The organism is Nitrospirota bacterium (genome assembly GCA_020846775.1).
In the GTDB taxonomy this organism is placed as follows: domain Bacteria; phylum Nitrospirota; class 9FT-COMBO-42-15; order HDB-SIOI813; family HDB-SIOI813; genus RBG-16-43-11.
In genome coordinates, this window is sequence record JADLDG010000097.1 from 1 (window position 1) to 19345 (window position 19345).

Consider the following 19345-nt stretch of genomic DNA (forward strand, 5'->3'; position numbering starts at 1 on the left):
AGCAGGAAGAGGCTGGAGAGGTTGAGTATATAAGAAAGGAATGGTTTAAGGGGGCGATATGAAATTTACGGAATTTATTGGTCAGACCAGTATTGACTTTATGGGGTTTAGAAAGTATGCATTTGTATTTTCCGGTATTATTACGCTTATTGGTATTTTTGCTATAATACAAATCATTTTAGGCCACGGCAATCTGGGAATAGATTTTGGTGGTGGAACAGCCGTCCAGTTGAAGTTCGAGAAGCCTTTGAGGATTGATGCGGCAAGGTCTGTTCTGATACAAAATGGCATACAGGATGCTGAACTCCAGGAATTTCCGGAGGATAACAAGATCCTCATCAGGTTAAAGAAGCTTGTTGCTACTACTGAGCCTGTCGCAGACCGCATTATATCCATGTTCAAGCAGGATATACCGGACAATACATTTATTGTTGACAGTTCTACGGAGATAGGCCCTACCGTAGGCAGGCAACTCCAGAAGGACGCTATCACAGCGGTTATTTTATCTTTCATCGGCATCATCATCTATATCGCACTCAGGTTTGAATTCAAATTTGGTATTGCAGCCGCTATTGCGACATTTCATGATGTCATTGTTGTTGTGGGCTTATTCTATCTGCTTAATAAAGAAATAAACCTGCTGGTAATAACAGCGCTTCTCACACTTGCCGGCTATTCTCTGACAGATACGGTGGTTGTATTTGACCGTATCAGGGAGTATCTGCGCGTAAGACGCAAGGAGCCGATCGAAATAATTATTAACAATGGAATAAACCATGTCATAGGACGTACAGTTATTGTATCATTAACCACGCTCCTGGTTCTTGTAGCCCTATTTTTCTTTGGCGGGGAGGTAATTCATGATTTCTCATTTGCCCTTCTCATGGGGGTATTAGTCGGCACCTATTCGTCAATCTTCGTTGCAAGTCCACTCCTTGTTATATGGAAAGGAAAGGGCATAAACCCGAAGAAGTAGCCCCGGACTCCTTCACAGGATCATGTAAAATCCCCCTTAATCCCCCTTTTTCAAAGGGGGAAATCAGTTCCCCCTTTAGAAAAGGGGGGCAAGGGGGGATTTGAAAGGTGTTTTTGTATGAAAAAACGCTGGATAATGGGCGAGGGCAACCATGTCCTTCAAAGCAAACTGTGCGCTGAACTTGATATCTCTCCCCTGGTGTCAAAGATACTGATTAACAGGGGTATCAGTGACCTGACGTCTGCCGGTGAATTTCTTAATGTGTCATTTAAAAATCTTATAGACCCGTTCAGGTTAAACGACATGGAGAAGGCAGTCGGCCGCCTTATACAAATCGCTGAACAAAAAGGCCGCATACTTGTATCAGGTGATTATGATGTGGACGGCGTTACTGCAAGTGCACTCTACCTCGAATTTTTCAGAAAACTGGACATAGATGTGAGTCTATATATACCTGACAGGATAAAGGATGGATATGGACTTAATGAATCTATTGTTAATATTGCCAGGTCGCAGGGAATTGATGTAATACTGACAGCTGATTGCGGCACAGCATCAGCAGTTACAATAAAGTCAGCCATGGACCTGGGCATTGATGTTATAGTGACGGACCATCATGAGTGTCCCCCGGATCTTCCGCCGGCATTTGCACTGATAAACCCAAACAGGCATGACTCTACCTACCCGTTCAAAGGTCTTCCAGGTGTTGGTGTTGCGTTCAAACTTATACAGGCCCTTACCATGGCATTGAGTTCTCATTCCGAACAACGTGCCTTCGATGATGATCTTTCTTCTTATCTTGACCTCGTTGCACTGGGTGTTATTGCTGATGTTGCTCCTCTTACAGGGGAGAACAGGTATTTTGTGAAAGAAGGTTTAAAGCTGCTGACTTCTGAGAAAAGGGTGGGTGTTGCGGCGCTTAAAGAGGCCGCAGGGATTAAAGGAAATGATGTGAGCAGCGGTACTGTAAGTTTTATGCTTGCCCCTCGCATTAATGCATCAGGACGTCTCTCCAGGGCCGATGATGCCGTTAAGTTATTGATAACAGACAACCCGGAGGAGGCAAGGGGCATCGCCCTGTATCTTGATGGTGTCAATCAGGAGAGACAGAAAATAGAAGCTAAAATCAGAAATGAGGCCAGAGACAGGATCTTAAAGGAAATGGATGCGGAGAAACAGAAAGTCTTTGTCATGGCTTCACACGAGTGGCATCAGGGTGTAGTGGGGATAGTGGCATCCAAGATTGTGGATGAGTTCTATCGTCCCTGTGTTATGATCTCCTTACAGGAAGATGGCATAGGCAAGGGATCGGCCAGAAGTATCCCTGGTTTCAATTTATATGAGGGCCTTGAAGCATGCAGTAACCTCCTTGAGAAATTTGGCGGCCACAAGTATGCTGCAGGGTTAACGATAAAAGAGGGTAACATACCTATGCTGAGGGAGAGGTTATCAGATATTGTTACAGAGAGGGTAAGGAAAGAGGATTTTACTCCAAGACTGGTTATGGATGCTGAAATAGACCCTGAAGATATCAACTTCCCGCTGTTAAAAGAAATGGCATTACTCCCGCCATATGGTGTATCAAATCCTGAACCTGTAATTATGTCAAGAGGTCTCAGGCTTTCAGAATCACGGATAGTGGGTAAAGACCACTTAAAGGTCAGGCTGAAAAGAGGAAGGGCAATTTGGGATGGAATTGGATTTGGCATGGCAACGGCGTATAATAATATAATAACGAGTGATAAGGAGATAGATGTTGCTTATACTCCGGAGCTCAACTTATGGCAGGGAACTTACAGGATACAGCTGAAGCTCAGGGATATGAGGGTTAGCGAATCAAATGCTGAATTGGCAATGAGTAATAAGCAGTGAGCAATACTCCGCATTTGACAGTTCGGATTATGTTAATATGCCTAACGTCGAAGAATTGATACAACATGTTATGGACTATAATCCCCAGGCAGATGCAGGACTGCTAAGGCGTGCCTACAGTTTTGCCGCAAAGGCTCATGAGGGACAAGTCCGCAAATCAGGAGAACCCTTCCTTAAACATCCGCTTGAAGTTGCAAATATCATTGTAAAGATGAAGATGGATACATCGTCCATTGCCGTAGGTCTGCTTCATGACACCATTGAAGACAGCCTTGTCACCTCTGATGATATAACATCAGAATTCGGGGGCGATATCGCAGGTATTGTTGATGGACTGACCAAGATAAGCAAGGTAGAGTTCATGTCAAGAGAGGAGAAACAGGCAGAAAATTTCAGGAAGATGGTCATGTCCATGGGAAAAGATATCAGGGTCATCCTGATAAAACTTGCGGATCGTCTTCACAACATGAGGACACTTGATCCCCTTTCCCCGGATAAGCAGAAGAGGATTGCCCAGGAGACCTTAGAGATATATGCACCTATTGCAAACCGTCTCGGTATAGGCTGGATGAAGGTCGAACTTGAAGACCTGTCGCTTCGCTACCTGAAACATGAGGCATATACGGAGATTTCAAAAAAGGTCGCCATGAACAAGGCCGAAAGAGACAAATATATTGAAGATGTAATAGCGGTTGTCAAAAAAAATCTAAAAGTATATGGATTTGAGGCTAATGTTTATGGACGGACAAAGCACTTTTACAGTATATACATGAAAATGGAGCGCCAGGGCATTGCCTTCGAGGAGATTCATGACCTATCAGGCATCAGAATTATTACTGAAACCACGGTTAATTGCTACGCAATACTTGGCATGATCCACTCAATGTGGACCCCTGTCCCAGGAAGGTTTAAAGACTTTATCGGAGTACCCAAATCCAATATGTATCAATCTCTTCACACAACTGTCATAGGCCCGAAGGGACACCGGGTCGAGATACAGATAAGGACAGAAGAGATGCATAAGCTGGCTGAAGAAGGTATCGCTGCACATTGGAAATATAAGGAACGGGGTCAGATAGACACGAAAGACCATCAAATATATAACTGGCTCAGGCAGATGATGGAGTGGCAGCAGGACCTCTCAGACAGCAAACAGTTCATGGACTCTGTAAAGGTAGACCTCTTCCCCGATGTTATCTATGTCTTTACCCCAAAGGGTGATGTAAAGGAATTGATAAGAGGGGCTACACCGGTAGACCTTGCGTTTGCAATTCATACTGAGGTAGGCAACCGCTGTGTAGGGGCCAAGGTTAATGGCAGGATGGTACCGTTGAGGTATACTCTCAAGAGTGGTGACACAGTGGAGATCGTTACCAATCCCAACCATGTTCCGAGTAAGGACTGGCTTAAGTTTGTCAAGACCCCGAAGGCAAGGAATAAACTCAAGCACATTATAAAGATGGAGGAACAGAGCCGCAGTCTCGAGATCGGACACAAACTGCTTGAGAAAGAACTCCAGAAAATGGGGACGAGCCTTAACAGTTTTTCGAAGTTGGAAAAGACTGATGAATTGTTGAAGGAGCATTCTGCAAGTAACATTGATGACCTTTTTATACTTATAGGTTATGGCAAGTTATCAGTTAAACAGGTTATACGAAAGGTATATCCTGAAAAAGATGGGAAGGAAGAAGCCCCTGAAAAAGTGGATGTCTCGCGGCCAAAACGATTGGATGGCGGGGTCAAGGTTAAGGGAATAGATGATATACTCCTCCATTTTTCCAAGTGCTGCAGCCCTGTCCCTGGAGACAAGATCATAGGCTACATAACCCGGGGGAGGGGATTGTCAATTCATTCTGTCACCTGTCCGAATATAGATGAACTGGATTTCGATAAAGACCGTCTAATCGGTGTTGAGTGGGATGTTGCAGGAACTGCATCATATCCGGTTCGCATATCAGTCTTCACGATTGACCGTCCGGGACTTCTGGCAAGTGTATCAACCTCCATAACATCTTCAGAGGCGAATATAAGCCATGCCGACATTTCAACCACGGAAGATAAGAAGGCAGTCCTAAATTTTGTTATAGATGTTAAGGACCTGCAGCACCTGGAGAGGGTAATACAAAAGATAGAGCAGTTGAGCGGAGTATTGCAGGTTAAAAGGCTGATGGGAAGGTGAAGCTTAAATTTTCTGAATTTTATTGACATGGCTGTTACACTGTTTTAGTATGGCAGGAATTTATAGAATATTATTGAATTCAGGGTTAATTGCATGAATAAAAAGTTTTCCATTATGGTCAGGGGTTTTTACGTCGCTGTATTATGCTTCGCCATTGCACTACTTTCCAGCTGCAGCAGTAATGAGAGTGCAGATTATACTGGTTTTACGTTTATAGGACCTGATGGTGGAACCGTTACAAGCAGCGATGGAAAGGCCTCGGCAAAAATTCCTGCCGGAGCCCTTGATAATAAAACTGCAATTGCAATAAAACCTGTTGCTGATGTATCTTCAGACCAAATAGGGGTTCCCTATGAGTTTCTGCCAGATGGCATCAATTTCCTCAAACCTGTAACTATTACAATATCCTATGAGGAGGAAACACTTCCGTCAGGTTTAAATGAATCCAAACTTCGCCTTGGTAGAAAAATTAATAATATTTGGGACCCGATCACAGACTCTAATGTAGATGTACAGAAAAATATAGTAAGCCATGAGGTTGATCATTTCAGTAGTTATCTTGTTGTGAATACTGGAAACGTTCCAACAGGGGTTAAGGCTAATCCGGTTAATTCACGGGTAATAACTTCAAAATTGACTCGCGGAATAACCATCAGATGGAAACCGGTAGTGGGTGCCACCTCATATAATATCTATTGGTCTACAACTCCGGACGTAAAAATATCTGGAGAGAAAATTGCTGATGTCACAAGTCCGTATACACATGAAGATTTAATATTTGGTAAAAAGTATTATTATATTGTTACTGCAGTTAAAGACACGGTTGAGGAAGAAGCATCATTAGAAACTTCGGCACTTCCTGGAATGGATTATATTTCTGGTGGGTCTGAGCATGTAGCTGTTGTGAAGAACGACGGAACGGTCTGGACATGGGGACTAAACACCTGGGGACAGCTCGGAGACGGAACTAAGACGGACAGTACAATCCCTGTTCAGGTGCTGGGCCTGACAGATGTAATCGCTGTTGCAGCAGACCGTACCATGACGATGGCCCTGAAGAGCGACGGAACGGTCTGGACATGGGGGTTCCATGATTCCGGCGAGCTGGGTGACGGCTCTAACATGCAGAGGTCTATACCGGGTCAGGTGACCGGGTTAACGGATATAGTTGCCATTGCAGCAGCCTGGTCAACTGGCATAGCCCTGAAGGGCGATGGAACGGTCTGGACATGGGGAAATAATCAATATGGAACCGTCGGTGATGGGACAATTGAGAAGCGATTTACACCGGTCCAGGTGACTGGTCTTACTGAAATCGTGGCTATCTCAGCCAAACGGTCTCACGTCCTTGCCCTGAAGAGAGACGGCACAATCTGGGCATGGGGACATAATCGTCATGGTCAGCATGGTAACGGCACGGCCACGGGAGATGCCAATTCTCCGGGACCTGTACCTGTACAAGTAAGTGACCTGAAAGATCCGTATGCAGCCATAGCAGCAGGTTATTGGCACTCCATGGCAATGAAGGGCGATGGAACTGTCTGGACCTGGGGAAGAAATGAAGCCAGTGAACTTTGCGACGGTACAATTATTAATAAATCAATACCGGTGAGGATTAATGGTCTGCCTGACCTGCTATCCCTTCAGGGCGGAGAAGGATATACCATATTTCTCAAGAGGGATGGGACGGTCTGGATGTGCGGAAATAATAGCACTGGTCTCCTTGGTTTAGGGGAGAATACAGAGACGGTAATGAGTACACCAGCGCAGGTATCAGGCCTGTCTGGCGTTGTCGCCGTAACGAGTGGAAGATATTTTGCCGCTGCATTGAAACGGGATGGCACTATCTGGACATGGGGATTTAATAATAAGGGACAGCTTGGGGATGGAACAACGACTCCAAAAACAGAACCGGTCCAAGTCTTGATGGATCCGCTTTTTTAATTTCACCGTATCTGTTCTGATAACCTGAAGTATCTTTTCAGATAGCTCCTGCCTGAACTACATTCTGTGTTTTTCTTGTTATTTCAACTGGTTAGAGCCAGGTTTCCATGCCATTAGTGAGGCATGCGAGTTGCAATATACCATCCTCATAGATTTTTGAGGATAGACCCTGAAGACTACTAATTATATTTTTTTGTTGAGTATCTCCTTTTTTATTCTCCTGACCCCTGCCTTATTATTTGGAGTTGAGATCAGCATAATTACCAGCCAGGAGTTGCCCATTTATGAGAAGACCTATGAAGGGTTCAATAATGTCTATAAAGGTGAAACAAGACGTTATGATCTTAAAGGCGATCTCATGGAATCAGAGAAAGTTGTCAGACAGATCAAGGAACAGCCCCCGGAACTGATAGTTGCAATAGGTCTTCTGGCCGCCACAGTGGCCAAAGAAAATTTCAGGAAAACCCCCATAGTCTTCTGCAGCGTCTTTAATCCCGAACGTTATTCCCTGGTTGGAGATTACATAACAGGTATAACTCTCAATACCCCTGTCATTGAGACGTTGTCTCAGATCAGAAATCTTTTTCCGGATGCCAGGAAGATTGGGGTCCTTTATGATCCCCGAAAAAACAGACGAACATTGAAACAGACTGAGAATTTGGGGAAGACAATGGGGTTTTCCCTGATTAAGCAGAAGGTTACTTCGGAAATGGACCTGCCGAATGCCATTAGATCCATTCTGGTAAAGGCAGATCTATTGTGGATAATCCCAGACAGCACAATACTTACATCAGACGCCATTGACTATATATTAATGAACAGTTTTGAGGATCGTATTCCAATCGTCACCTTTTCGGAAGATCTTGTAAAGAAGGGGGCACTGGTAGCCTTTTCACCAGATTATGTTAGCATAGGAGAACAGGCTGCACGTCTGGTACTGAGCATCTTGAGCGGTAAAAAACCTGACAATCTTTTTATACAGCCAGCAGAGAAAAACAGACTGATTATTAATCAAAAAATTGCAAATAAATTGGGACTTAAATTGAACACTGAGGCGATAGATTTTGATACTGAAGTTGTAATATATGAATAACGAGGCCGATCAGACAACATAAGCTTGCATCCGGTAACATTTCGAATGTATGATCTTCTTTAAGGACCTCCTTTATGAGATTGAAAACATATCTTATTTTATTCATTAGTCTGATCTTACCTGTTCATGTAATGGCTGAAGAGGTGGGAAATACTACAGAGGATATCTTTGCCATCTTTGCAGAGGAGGAGTTGGTTATGACGGCATCCAAATATCTTCAGCCTGTAAGCCAGTCACCCTCGACTATTACCGTGATAACGGCAGAAGAGATAAGGGAATCCGGTGTGACCACCATACCGGATATCCTGCGGAGAGTTCCAGGCGTGGAGGTCATGCAGGCAAGTGTAGCAGAGTATAATGTGGGTATTCGCGGGGAGAACAAGCTTAATTCGAACAAACTCCTTGTCATGATAGATGGCCGCACGGTTCAGGAAGATTTTGAGAATCACACGTTCTGGACCGCATTTCCAATAGTATTGGAGGAAATTGAACAAATCGAGTTGATCAGGGGGCCAGGATCATCCATATGGGGAGCCAATGCCTTCAATGGAGTAGTGAATATTATCACAAAGAAGCCGGAAGATTCGCCGGTAATTTCTGTTTCTGCGGTCGGTGGCTCGGAGAGTATGTCTATGGGCAGTTTTGTCCATGCCTCAAGGGCCGGAAGAATGGATTATAAATTTTCAATTGGCTATCAAAGGGCTGATATATTTAATGGCCGGGATGAGGCAGCTCTTATGGTAAGTGTCCCGGAACATGGTCTGGAGGTTTACAGGGGTAATGCAGCCCTTCAATACCATCTTCCCGGTAACCGGAGTATTAGCATGTCCGGCGGTTTTAGTGATACTCCCCGTTACGATGGCCCCTATTTCGGGGATGGGTGGAGTGATTCAGTAATTGACAACAATTATGTCCATTTTAATTATCAGGGTATGCAGACCGTCCTGCGTGGTTATTGGAACAGAAATGATGTTGAGATGAAATACATTGAAGCAGCAGTTAACTCGCCGCCCTTGATAACAGATCTGCATATCAAATCTGATCTTTATAATCTGGAGTGGCTTTATTACTTTAATATGGGGCAATCTCATAAATTAATCAGCGGGATCAATTACCAATATAATGATTCAGGAGGGTCTCTGCTTCACCCGGATGAAGTCCGGCCTTTGAACATGACAGGTTTCTTCTTTCAGGACGCATGGAATCCCTTAAAGAGAGTCGAAATCATCTATGGGGCGAGATCTGATTACCATACATTTACTCATTGGAATCTAAGCCCCAGGTTAGCCTTTATTTATCATCCGACGCTTGATCAGACCTTCAGATTAACATATGGTCTTGCCTATCGGGCCCCTACACCAATGGAGTTATTCTCGATCAATGGAGGAAATAGAGAACTTGCTAATGAAAAGATCATAACATATGAGGCTGGTTATTCATTGTTTGCCTTTCGAAGATTAAAGGGAGAGATAAATCTATTCTATAATCAATTGTCAGATCTGATCAGTGAATATATAGATTACAAAAACAGATACAATACTGAAACCTATGGCGGTGAGATTAACGCAGATTTGCTGCTTACCTCAAGGATTAAGACCTTTTTGAACTATTCCTATCAAAGGTTTAATGACATCACAGGGGATGATCCAACAGCGGACAGATCGTCTGCTCCAACTCATAAGCTTAATGGCGGCTTAAATATCGGGATGGCCAGGGGTCTTTCGACCGATCTGTCTTTTCATTATGTGTCAGATGTCTCCTATGCAGCCAGTGTAACAAACAGAAGGCAATTGCCGAACGATATCGGTTCCTACATCACAGTAAACCTGCATATCAGCTATCGTCTTTGGAAAGATAACCTTGTGATGGCCATATCTGCATCCAATTTATTTGATGATGTACACCGCGAGCATCCACTTGGAGATGAAATAGGCAGAAGATTCTTTGTATCTCTTAACTTTAAATCATGAGTTGTTTCATCTCGCGGACGGCCTGTTCTAATCCCACCAGTAGTGCCCGTGATATTAAGCTGTGGCCGATATTTAATTCCTCAATCTCGTTAATTCCTGCTATCGCCCTTACATTTCTGTAATTAAGTCCATGACCCGCTGAGACGTCTAATCCTATTCCTCTTGCGAACAGAGCTGCGTTCACTATTGCCTGTTTTTCCTCAGCTTCCAGTTGAAGAGAAGAGGCATTAGCATAATGCCCGGTATGAATCTCGATTATTCCAGCGCCTGTATCACGTGCTGCCTGTATCTGCTTTGAGTCAGGATCAATAAATATTGATACATTAATTTTGTTTTTATGAAACCTGGCGATTACTCTCTTCAACATTTCTTTGTGTTTTATAACGTTCAGACCGCCTTCAGTTGTAAGTTCCTCCCTTCGCTCCGGCACAAGCGTGACAAGCTCAGGTTTGACCTTAACAGCTATATTGACGATCTCCTCAGCAGGGGCCATCTCAAGATTAAGGCGTGTAGTCACTACCTGTCTAAGCAATTTCAGATCCCTGTCCTGTATATGCCGCCGGTCTTCGCGGAGATGTACCACAATCCCATCTGCACCTGCTGATTCGACAAGAATTGCAGCCGCAACTGGTTCAGGTTCACGTCCGCCGCGTGCCTGCCTGAGCGTGGCAACGTGATCGATGTTAACACCTAAACGCGTCATAGTTTTTCTATTATTTCAGAATATATGTTATATCGTCAAGAGAAAGAGTATGGAATGATTAAATAGAATATGTTTGAATGAACATGTCTAAGATAAAGAGAAATAACCTGACCTAAACTTATAACCTGCATGTCCGATACATACTGCAAAAACACTAAGTAAACAGACAGGTAACAGTGCACTGCCTGGGGGAAGGCAAAAACAAGTTCTATTACAAAGTAACTGACTGATATGGAAAAAACTAAAATACACTCCTCTGAACCTTATCTCAATCTGCATATGCCGGTTGGCACCGAACTTATGATCGAAATCGTAGACCTGAAAATTCGTGTAAAAAGTACTGTAGTAGGAATAGATTACAACAAGTTCATACTCGTTAACGCGTCCTCTCTTAATGTTGTTGCAGGCGGCTATATGGATGGAACAATTATAACTAGTCCTATAATCATAAGATACCTATGTGATGGTTATGTCTATGGATTCAAGACGGAAGTTCTAAACATAGTCTACAAACCCGAAAAATTAATCTTCTTTGCCTACCCAAAAGAAATAGAAGAATATAATATCCGCAGCAATCCAAGATATGAGTGCAGTTTACCAGCTGAGGCAAAAATTGGTGATTTTGCCATTGATCTGGTCATTATCAATATAAGCAAGAATGGGTGTGGTTGTGTTGTCAAGACATCCGGAGGTATAAATAAAGAACAGCTGTTTGAGTTGTTAAAAACGGATATGAAGATAGACTTGACGATGCAACTTCCTGGAATTGAAAATAAACTTGGTGTAAAAAGCGCTATCAGGCACATCAACGCAGGTGATGATCCTATTACGATCGGACTAATATTTGAAGATATGGTGTCAGATGTAAAGATGAATCTTGACAAGTTTATTTCATTGGTTTCTATTGTATAAAATAAAGTCCTGGACAATGTTCCACATGAAGATGTATTGAGTTCACATTATTTATTTGTGTGCCGCTATGATAAATGGAGGATATTTTCGAGCTTATTATTTTCCCCTCGTCATCAGCCGTATCGGCACGCCGTCAAACCCCCACTTCGAACGCATATTGTTTTCAATAAAGCGTTTAATGTTTGTGCCTATAGCGCCGGGATAATTTACAAACAGTGTGAACCTGGGGGGACGCGTGCCTGTTTGAGTTGCATAATATATTTTTAATACCTTTCCCCTGTATGAAGACATTGGAAGTCTTTTGGAAATCTCACCTATAAATCTGTTGAGCTCTCCAGTCGTAATCTTCCGTGAATATTGTTCCATGACAGAATGGATCTCCGGATAAATCTTTGCTGCCCTGATACCAGTAAGGGCGGAGATGAAAATCACCGGGATGTGAGATAAGTGGGGATAATTTGACACGATATTCTTCCTGTACCTTTCCATCGTATTCTCATCCTTTTCTACAAGGTCCCATTTATTTAAAGCAATAATGCAGCCCCTTCCGGCATCTTCAATATAACGGGCTATCTTAAGGTCCTGAACTGCTATTCCTTCCATCGTATCAAGCAGGAGGATCGCGATATCACATCTGTCTATACTTCTCAAGGCCCTGATAACACTGTAGGATTCAATCCCGTTATCTATTTTTGATTTTCTCCTGATTCCTGCAGTATCTATGAACATGTACTTTTTTTTGTAATAAGATACTACGGTATCTATGGAGTCTCTCGTAGTTCCTGGAACAGGGCTTGTCACAAGCCGCTCTTTACCTATGAGCCTGTTAACCAATGTAGATTTACCGGCATTCGGTCTTCCTACAATGGCTATCCTGGGGAATGCATCTTCCTCTTGCACTTCCTCTGCATCAGGCAAGAGGGCATATACATCGTCAAGAAGTTCGTCAACATCCAGACCATGTTCAGCAGAAATGGGGTAAAGTTTTTCTATACCTACTGAATAAAATTCGGGAACACTCGATAATCCTTTTTTACTGTCAACCTTGTTAACTGTATAGAAGACAGGCTTGCTGACCTTCCTGAGCATTCCTGCTATCTCAGCATCTGCTGTTGTAAGACCCTCTATTCCGTCCATCAAAAAAATTATTATATCGGACTCATCAACGGCTATTTCCGCCTGTGTCCTCATCTTCGAGAGTATATAGTCTGAAGTCTCTGGTTCAAGCCCGCCGGTGTCTACTAAGATAAACTCCCTTCCGCAGTATGAGGTCGGGGCATAGTTCCTGTCGCGTGTTACACCGGGAAAGTCCTCCACTATGGCCACACGTTTTCCCAGTATGCGGTTAAACAGGGTGGACTTGCCTACATTTGGTCTGCCGATTATGGCTACTATTGGTTTTTTCATCAGATTATCCTCTATTACTCATTGCTCATTGCTTCTTCTCACCCCACAACCCATATAATTACAGCTGTTAACATTACCATACTGCATGGAATAATCATATACCTGTATATGGTGCCCTTATCTGCCTTGAAGTATTCACCTGTGAGCACAAAACACATATGAACAGGGGAGAACATTACTCCAGTGAAGCCGCTGGCAAAGGCAAAGGCCATATGACCGATATCAGGAGCCCCCCCGCTCAAAGTGATTAGGAGCGGGAAGGTGGCGCCGACAAAGGCTATCGTAAGGCCGGTAAGCATACCTACCAGAAAGGGCAGCATAAAATACAGGATTATCAGCGGGAAACCTGTACCCTTGAAAAATAGCGATACACCATTTACTGAACCTGTTGCATCGAGCATCTCCTTGAAAAATATCACACCGGTTATGATCAACAAGATCTTCCAGGATATACTTTCCCTGAATGAGTCAATAATCATTTTAAAAGTATAGCGGTGATAAATGAACAGGGTTATGATGACAATTCCCATTGTAATGACAATATCTATGCGGAATACGGCAACCAAAAGTATGACAATGCCTAAGGGCAAGAGGCTTATGACAAGTTTTATTATGTTGTCCCTGCGTCGTTCAATCGAAGGGGTGTTATTGGGTATTTTTATCCCCCTGAAACAAAATAATGCCCCTGTGAGGATCACCATGACAGCGAATGGCAGTTGATAGACAATCAATTTGCCCAGAGGAAAACCTGTCAGGGCAGAGGCCAATATGATCCCCGGATATGTCGGCATGACATATTCCCATATATGTCTGAACCAGTAGTTGATAAAGCCCTTTCTCTCAGGGGTGATAGATATTGAACTGCTTGCTTCTTCAACCAATGGCGCTGAGAAATATGCACCTCCGACAGAAGGCACCATCCCGATTATTGCAGGAGGCGCTGCAAGGACTATCCTCGCATCACGAACGACATTCTTCAACGCCATCATCATCTCCTTAAAGGTCTCAGTCTTTCTCAGTATATTCTCCATTATCATAATCAGCCCCAGAGCGAGTATTAACTGAATACCTGTATAACTTGTTACTGTAGTGATCAATACAGTACTCAGGGCGGCTAGTGACAGTCTGTAGAGGAGTGCCAGCCCTATGGCCCCGGTTATCATAGCAAGTCCCAGATTGAGCTTACGGTTGATCAGGATTAATATCGCGGCAAATATAACAAGTATCTTTACAACATCATGCATAACTTACTCTGATCCTTAAAATCTTATATAATAGCACGATTCCGGAGTTATTGGTAAAGAGAGTAAACAGCTTGCCTGGTATGCATATTTGGTATTATCATGGAATGAATGAGAGGCTGGATTTGTAGATGAACCTGCAAACAAAAATATATCAGCTCATCATCAGCAGGCTTGATGGCGGGAGGATTTGTGATCAGACATATCTTGAAAGCATATTTACCCTTGTCAGGAGGGGGATAGGCGGGTTCATAATATTTGGTGGAAAGAGGGAAGAACTTAGACCTTTTATTGATAATCTCCAGTCAATTGCAGAGGTACCATTATTCATTGCGTCAGATATAGAAAGGGGAGTGGGACAGCAGATTGCAGGCTATACACAATTTCCTGGACAGATGGCAGTCAGGGCAGCGATAAACAGGGATGACCCTGATGACATGGCAATACTCAGGGATTATTTAAGGGCTGTTTCGCTTGAGGCCATTGATGCAGGTATCAACATGCCTCTGATCCCTGTCCTGGATATAAATAATAATCCCGATAATCCCATTATATGCACCAGGGCATTTTCTGATGATCCTGATGATGTCACTTTTTTTGGTTGTCAGTACATCAGTCTGTTAGAGGGTTTGAACCTTTTTAGCTGCGCTAAACACTTCCCGGGTCATGGTGGTACTTCTACGGATTCTCACATTTCTTTACCTTTGATATCAAAGTCATATGATGATCTGGTAAATTTTGATATCAGACCATTTGCAGAGGCCATACGATGTGGTGTGAGCAGTATAATGATCGGCCACCTTCTCATACCGTCAATTGATGATGCCACTCCTTCAAGCCTTTCAAAAAGGGTGATAACAGGTATTTTGAGAAAAGATCTTGGTTTTAACGGACTTATAATGACAGACGCACTCAATATGTCCGCATTAAGCGGAATTGATAACATTGCAGCAAGGTGTCTTAACGCGGGTGCTGACGTAATTCTTCATCCGACAGATGACGGGTTGACTGTAAAGGATTTGGAAGATGCTGTCAGTACACGACTATTGTATGAAGAGACTTTAGACAGTGCTCTTGAGAGGATATTAAAGGCCAAGGCGCGTTTGTCAAATATTAAGCGGGAGAAAATTGACTTCCGCGGCCACACACACATTTCAAAACTAATAACTGATATGTCTGTAACTTTGGTGAAGAAGATAGTTGGCATTTTACCGGTTGCTGACCATGAAAATATCCAGGTAGTCATTGCAGGTGAAGAAAGTCTGTGTGAACAGCCGGTGTGGGAAACACAATTCAGGAATGTTTGCAGTCTCTCGAAGACTAATGAAATGCTGGCAGTTCATACAGTCATAATTGCCATCTTCTCCAAAGTAGCAGCCTGGCGAGGTAGTTCCGGAACAGATGATCTGGTTATTAATCAGGTTAACGAACTGGTCGGAAAGGCAAAGACATCAATTGTTATTTCCTTTGGCAGTCCTTACATCCTGAGTTATTTTAGTAATGCTGATGTGCTCCTCGCAGCGTATGAGGCCAATGTCCGCATCCAGGAGGCTGTCATTAAACGTTTAAAAAGCGAGTCGGGATTCAAAGGCATGCTGCCTGTTAGATTTTGAGTCAAATAATTGCAGGTATTCAGACATGAGTCCAATCCTCCGCTATCAAAATCAGTTCTTCATCACCTTTAAGGTTACTGTCCTCAGACATATTTTCGACAGGCAGGTAGACTTCAAATGTTGTGCCTTTGCCCTCTTCACTAATAACATTAATCCATCCTTTATGATCTTCAATTATGTCCTTAACAACAGATAAACCAAGTCCAGCATTCACGCGACTTTTCCTTGTCGTAAAAAAAGGTTCAAATACATAGTTAATGTGGTCTTTACTTATTCCCAGGCCGGTATCCCTCACGGTTAACATTATAAAGCTGCCGGGCCGTGTAATTGGCATTCCGTTGTGGTACGGTGTATTTATGGTAACATTTTCAGATTTGATAACCAACGTGCCACCCTGGGGCATAGCATCTCCGGCATTTATAATGAGGTTCATAATTACCTGTTCCATTTTTCCCATATCTCCCGTGATCATCCTGAGATCGGTGTCTAAACTTAATTTTATGCCAATGTCGTTACTGATGATGGAGGATAACATTTGCAGCAGTTCATTTATCAGACTGTTCATATCAATCAAATCAGATTTTGCAGGTTTCCTCCGGCTGAAGGTAAGTAGTTGTCGTGTAAGGTTTGAGGCACGGCAGGAAGCCGCTTTTATATTTGCAAAAATGTCAAAGGCCTGCGGAACAGACGCTTGAAACTGTTTCATCCCTATGTGGCTGAAGTTGTTGATAGCGGTCACTATTTTACTGAAGTCATGGGCGATACCACATGTCAACATTCCAATAGCCGCCATCTTAAGGGATTGCTGCAACTGGTTTTGCAGCCGTTCTTTTTCTTCCTCTGCCCGATTGCGCTCGGTGATGTCCCTGAGAATAGCAACTGCCTTGACCGGTGAGACTTCAGAATCTCTAATGACAGAGAAACTTACAATTGCAGGGAATTCAGTCCTGTCTTTACGTTTGCTCATAACCTTGAAGGGCTGAATGAAATTATCAGCATGGATATTTTTAAAGGTCTTACAGAATTCTGGTTTGTCTTGTTCTGAGATGAATAATTCTACCATCCTTTCGTCAATAACCTCTTCCGTGGAATATCCGGATAATCTGGCAGCCGCAGCATTAATGTGGAGTATCTCTCCCTGCATGTTTATAATTATAAGGCCGTCCGGCATTGCATCGAGCATTGCAATTGTCTCTGCAGTCATTATCTTTACCTCTAATTAAGACTCTAAACTCTTGTTTCTTCTATGTGCAGAATATATGCCATAAAGATATACCGGTAGATCAAAGATAGTGAATGAATAAATGCTATTTAAACAATATGTTGAGTGTAATTGCCCAATTGACATATAGATGATTCTGCGAGTGCTGCAGGTATAATCTACACCCTGATGTTATCCATTAAGATAATAGGATGTAAAATGAGATACTGTTTTAGAGCCGTATAAGTATTATGTCTGAGTATTTGAAGATGGACAGAGGCCGTTAGTTAAAGTGAAACTAAGCTGGAAGCGTAAAGATAAATTCACTCCCCTTTCCAACCTCGCTGGTCACCCATATTTTCCCGCCGTGCATCTCGATGACGTTTTTTGCGATAAATAGTCCCAATCCGGTCCCTTTGGGTTCAAGAATCGAGTTCTTTTCAAGGCGATAGAATCTATCGAATATTCTGGGTTGTTCTTCTACCGGGATGCCAACCCCGTTATCACTTATCCGGGCCTTAATAAAACCCTGACCATTATCAAGTTTAATCATAATTTTGCCTCCGGGCCTGGTATAGATAATGGCGTTATCAACCAGATTAGTTATGACCTGTTCAATTTTGTCCCTGTCTACCAGTATTTGCCTCTCAGCATCTAATTTCACAAGGCTTATTTCAATCTGTTTCTGGATGGCGATGGGACGAAGCCCATCAGATACCTCTTTGATCAGCTCAGATAGCAAAAGCGGGGTATAATTAAGCTTTATACCCCCGGCTTCAATGAGGGATATATCAAGCAATTCATTGATCATCCGGATCAGGCGGTCTGCATTCTTAGCCATCCTCTCGAGATACTCCTCCTGTCTCAACGTCAAGTCTCCTGCTATCCTGTCTCGAAGATTATCTATAAACCCCTTTATTGATGTAAGAGGTGTTTTAAGTTCATGAGAGACGTGGGAGACAAATTCTGATTTAAGGCGGTCGATCTCCTTGAAATGTGTTACGTCATGCAGAACTGCAATCTTACCTAACAATTCACCTCTATTATCGCGGAAGGGAAATGATTTCATTTTGATTATCATGTAAAGTCCGGAATCAGGATTGTCTACACGGATCTCACCGTTTGAATCGCCGGAAGAGTCAAAGAGGCTTTCTTTTATACGTTCTCCGTTTATCAGCATCAGGCGGGCAGCGGGGTTGATCATGATGGTTTTTCCATTCTGATCAACAACAATGACACCGTCATCTATTTCATGCAGAATCCTCTCTGTCTTCATCTTCTCCTTACGAATCTGAAAGAGCAATTTTTCCAGTTTATTCGTCCTTTCCAGAACCCTGTTTTCGAGGGTAAGATTAAGATCAGATTGCTTCTTGTTCATCCTTTCAAGCTGATGAATGTAGGATTTACACTCCTGTTCACGAAGACTGAGGGAAACGGTCATCTGATTGAAGATATCAGTCAGTTTCCCAATTTCGTCTTTTCCTGCAGGAGGGGCTTTCTGAGAGAGATCTCCCCTTGCGACCTTGTCAGCTACGGCAGCCAGCATTTCGAGAGGCTTCAGGTAGTGTTTTGTAAGGTAAAAGATGAGTATAATCCCTCCTGCCATTACCGCGGCAGTAATCAGAATGGCTACCATCCACATCTCGCTAATCTGCTTATCCAGCGAGTATGATGATAGCTCGATAACAACGTCTCCAAGTTTTGCCGGATTATCACTGGTTCGTTTTTCTAATTTAGTCTCTTCAAGGAGCTCGATCGGAAAATTATTCAACGCAGGGGACAAATAATGTACAGGATATGATACGAAATAATGTTTTAGGCCATCCCTGGAGGTAACGTATGTTACAATAGCAGTATCGCTGAAATCAGCATTATCTGCAGCTCTGGATGGCATATTTTCCCCTGAGGGCAGCGCTTCCCTTAATTTGGCTTTCTGAGCCAGGGGCTTTCCATGAGAATCCAGTATTGTGACAGAAACGATTTCACGGGCCTGAAGGACGCCGCTGATAAGTTCTTCAAGTATAATCCTGTCCTCAGTGATAATTCCATACCGGCTGTTATTGGCCAGGGTTTGAGCAATTAGAACGCTGTTTCTGATAAAGGTTTCAATCATGCTCATCTTAGTCTTGTGGAAGAATGAGAGACTGAGTGAAGCACAGATTAATACGATGACCAGGCTGAAGAAGAAAGACAACTTGAATTTTATAGAATATCCTCTCATGAAATATACTCAT

Annotated in this window: 13 protein-coding genes; 8 read left to right on the plus strand and 5 right to left on the minus strand. The window is 43.0% G+C overall.

Features of this window, described 5'->3' with window-relative positions; genetic code table 11:
- The first annotated feature begins 58 nt into the window (after window positions 1-58).
- From secF to IT392_11445, 6 genes are all read left to right on the plus strand, one after another.
- Window positions 59-976 (plus strand): protein translocase subunit SecF, encoded by a 918-nt coding sequence (secF, locus tag IT392_11420; protein ID MCC6545083.1) that lies wholly within the window; start codon window positions 59-61, stop codon window positions 974-976.
- 117 nt (window positions 977-1093) lie between these two features.
- Window positions 1094-2848: a single-stranded-DNA-specific exonuclease RecJ gene (gene recJ / locus IT392_11425; GenBank protein MCC6545084.1), complete on the plus strand. Its 1755-nt coding sequence runs from the start codon at window positions 1094-1096 to the stop codon at window positions 2846-2848.
- A 37-nt stretch (window positions 2849-2885) separates the two neighbouring features.
- Entirely contained in the window at window positions 2886-5027 is a 2142-nt protein-coding gene (locus IT392_11430) for a bifunctional (p)ppGpp synthetase/guanosine-3',5'-bis(diphosphate) 3'-pyrophosphohydrolase (protein MCC6545085.1), read from the plus strand.
- A 93-nt stretch (window positions 5028-5120) separates the two neighbouring features.
- Complete coding sequence (locus IT392_11435; GenBank protein MCC6545086.1) at window positions 5121-6971, plus strand: hypothetical protein; 1851 nt, start codon at window positions 5121-5123, stop codon at window positions 6969-6971.
- 196 nt (window positions 6972-7167) lie between these two features.
- Window positions 7168-8064, plus strand: a complete 897-nt coding sequence (locus IT392_11440) for an ABC transporter substrate-binding protein (protein ID MCC6545087.1) — start codon at window positions 7168-7170, stop codon at window positions 8062-8064.
- A gap of 74 nt (window positions 8065-8138) precedes the next feature.
- On the plus strand, window positions 8139-10034 hold the full coding sequence (locus IT392_11445; GenBank protein ID MCC6545088.1) for a TonB-dependent receptor: 1896 nt from the start codon (window positions 8139-8141) through the stop codon (window positions 10032-10034).
- On the opposite strand, the gene IT392_11450 is transcribed toward IT392_11445, so the two are convergent.
- Window positions 10024-10737 carry a pyridoxine 5'-phosphate synthase gene (locus IT392_11450; GenBank protein ID MCC6545089.1) on the minus strand — a complete coding sequence of 238 codons (714 nt, stop codon included), beginning with the start codon at window positions 10735-10737 and terminating at the stop codon, window positions 10024-10026. The two genes, IT392_11445 and IT392_11450, sit on opposite strands and share 11 nt — an antisense overlap.
- Before the next feature lie 231 nt (window positions 10738-10968).
- On the opposite strand from IT392_11450, the gene IT392_11455 reads away from it, so the two are divergent.
- Entirely contained in the window at window positions 10969-11649 is a 681-nt protein-coding gene (locus IT392_11455; protein ID MCC6545090.1) for a flagellar brake protein, read from the plus strand.
- A 96-nt stretch (window positions 11650-11745) separates the two neighbouring features.
- Here the strand turns inward: IT392_11455 and der are convergent, their stop codons facing one another.
- Both der and IT392_11465 read right to left on the minus strand, forming a co-directional pair.
- On the minus strand, window positions 11746-13056 hold the full coding sequence (der, locus tag IT392_11460) for a ribosome biogenesis GTPase Der (protein MCC6545091.1): 1311 nt from the start codon (window positions 13054-13056) through the stop codon (window positions 11746-11748).
- 38 nt (window positions 13057-13094) lie between these two features.
- Window positions 13095-14300 (minus strand): DUF401 family protein, encoded by a 1206-nt coding sequence (locus tag IT392_11465; GenBank protein ID MCC6545092.1) that lies wholly within the window; start codon window positions 14298-14300, stop codon window positions 13095-13097.
- Between the two features lie 128 nt (window positions 14301-14428).
- On the opposite strand from IT392_11465, the gene IT392_11470 reads away from it, so the two are divergent.
- A complete protein-coding gene (locus IT392_11470; protein MCC6545093.1) occupies window positions 14429-15910 on the plus strand; it encodes a hypothetical protein in 1482 nt (493 codons plus the stop codon).
- Window positions 15911-15929: 19 nt separating this feature from the next.
- On the opposite strand, the gene IT392_11475 is transcribed toward IT392_11470, so the two are convergent.
- Window positions 15930-17114 (minus strand): PAS domain S-box protein, encoded by a 1185-nt coding sequence (locus tag IT392_11475; protein ID MCC6545094.1) that lies wholly within the window; start codon window positions 17112-17114, stop codon window positions 15930-15932.
- Between the two features lie 295 nt (window positions 17115-17409).
- The gene (locus IT392_11480; GenBank protein ID MCC6545095.1) at window positions 17410-19332 is read right to left on the minus strand and encodes a HAMP domain-containing protein; all 1923 of its coding nucleotides are present in this window, start codon (window positions 19330-19332) and stop codon (window positions 17410-17412) included.
- Between the last annotated feature and the right edge of the window lie 13 nt (window positions 19333-19345).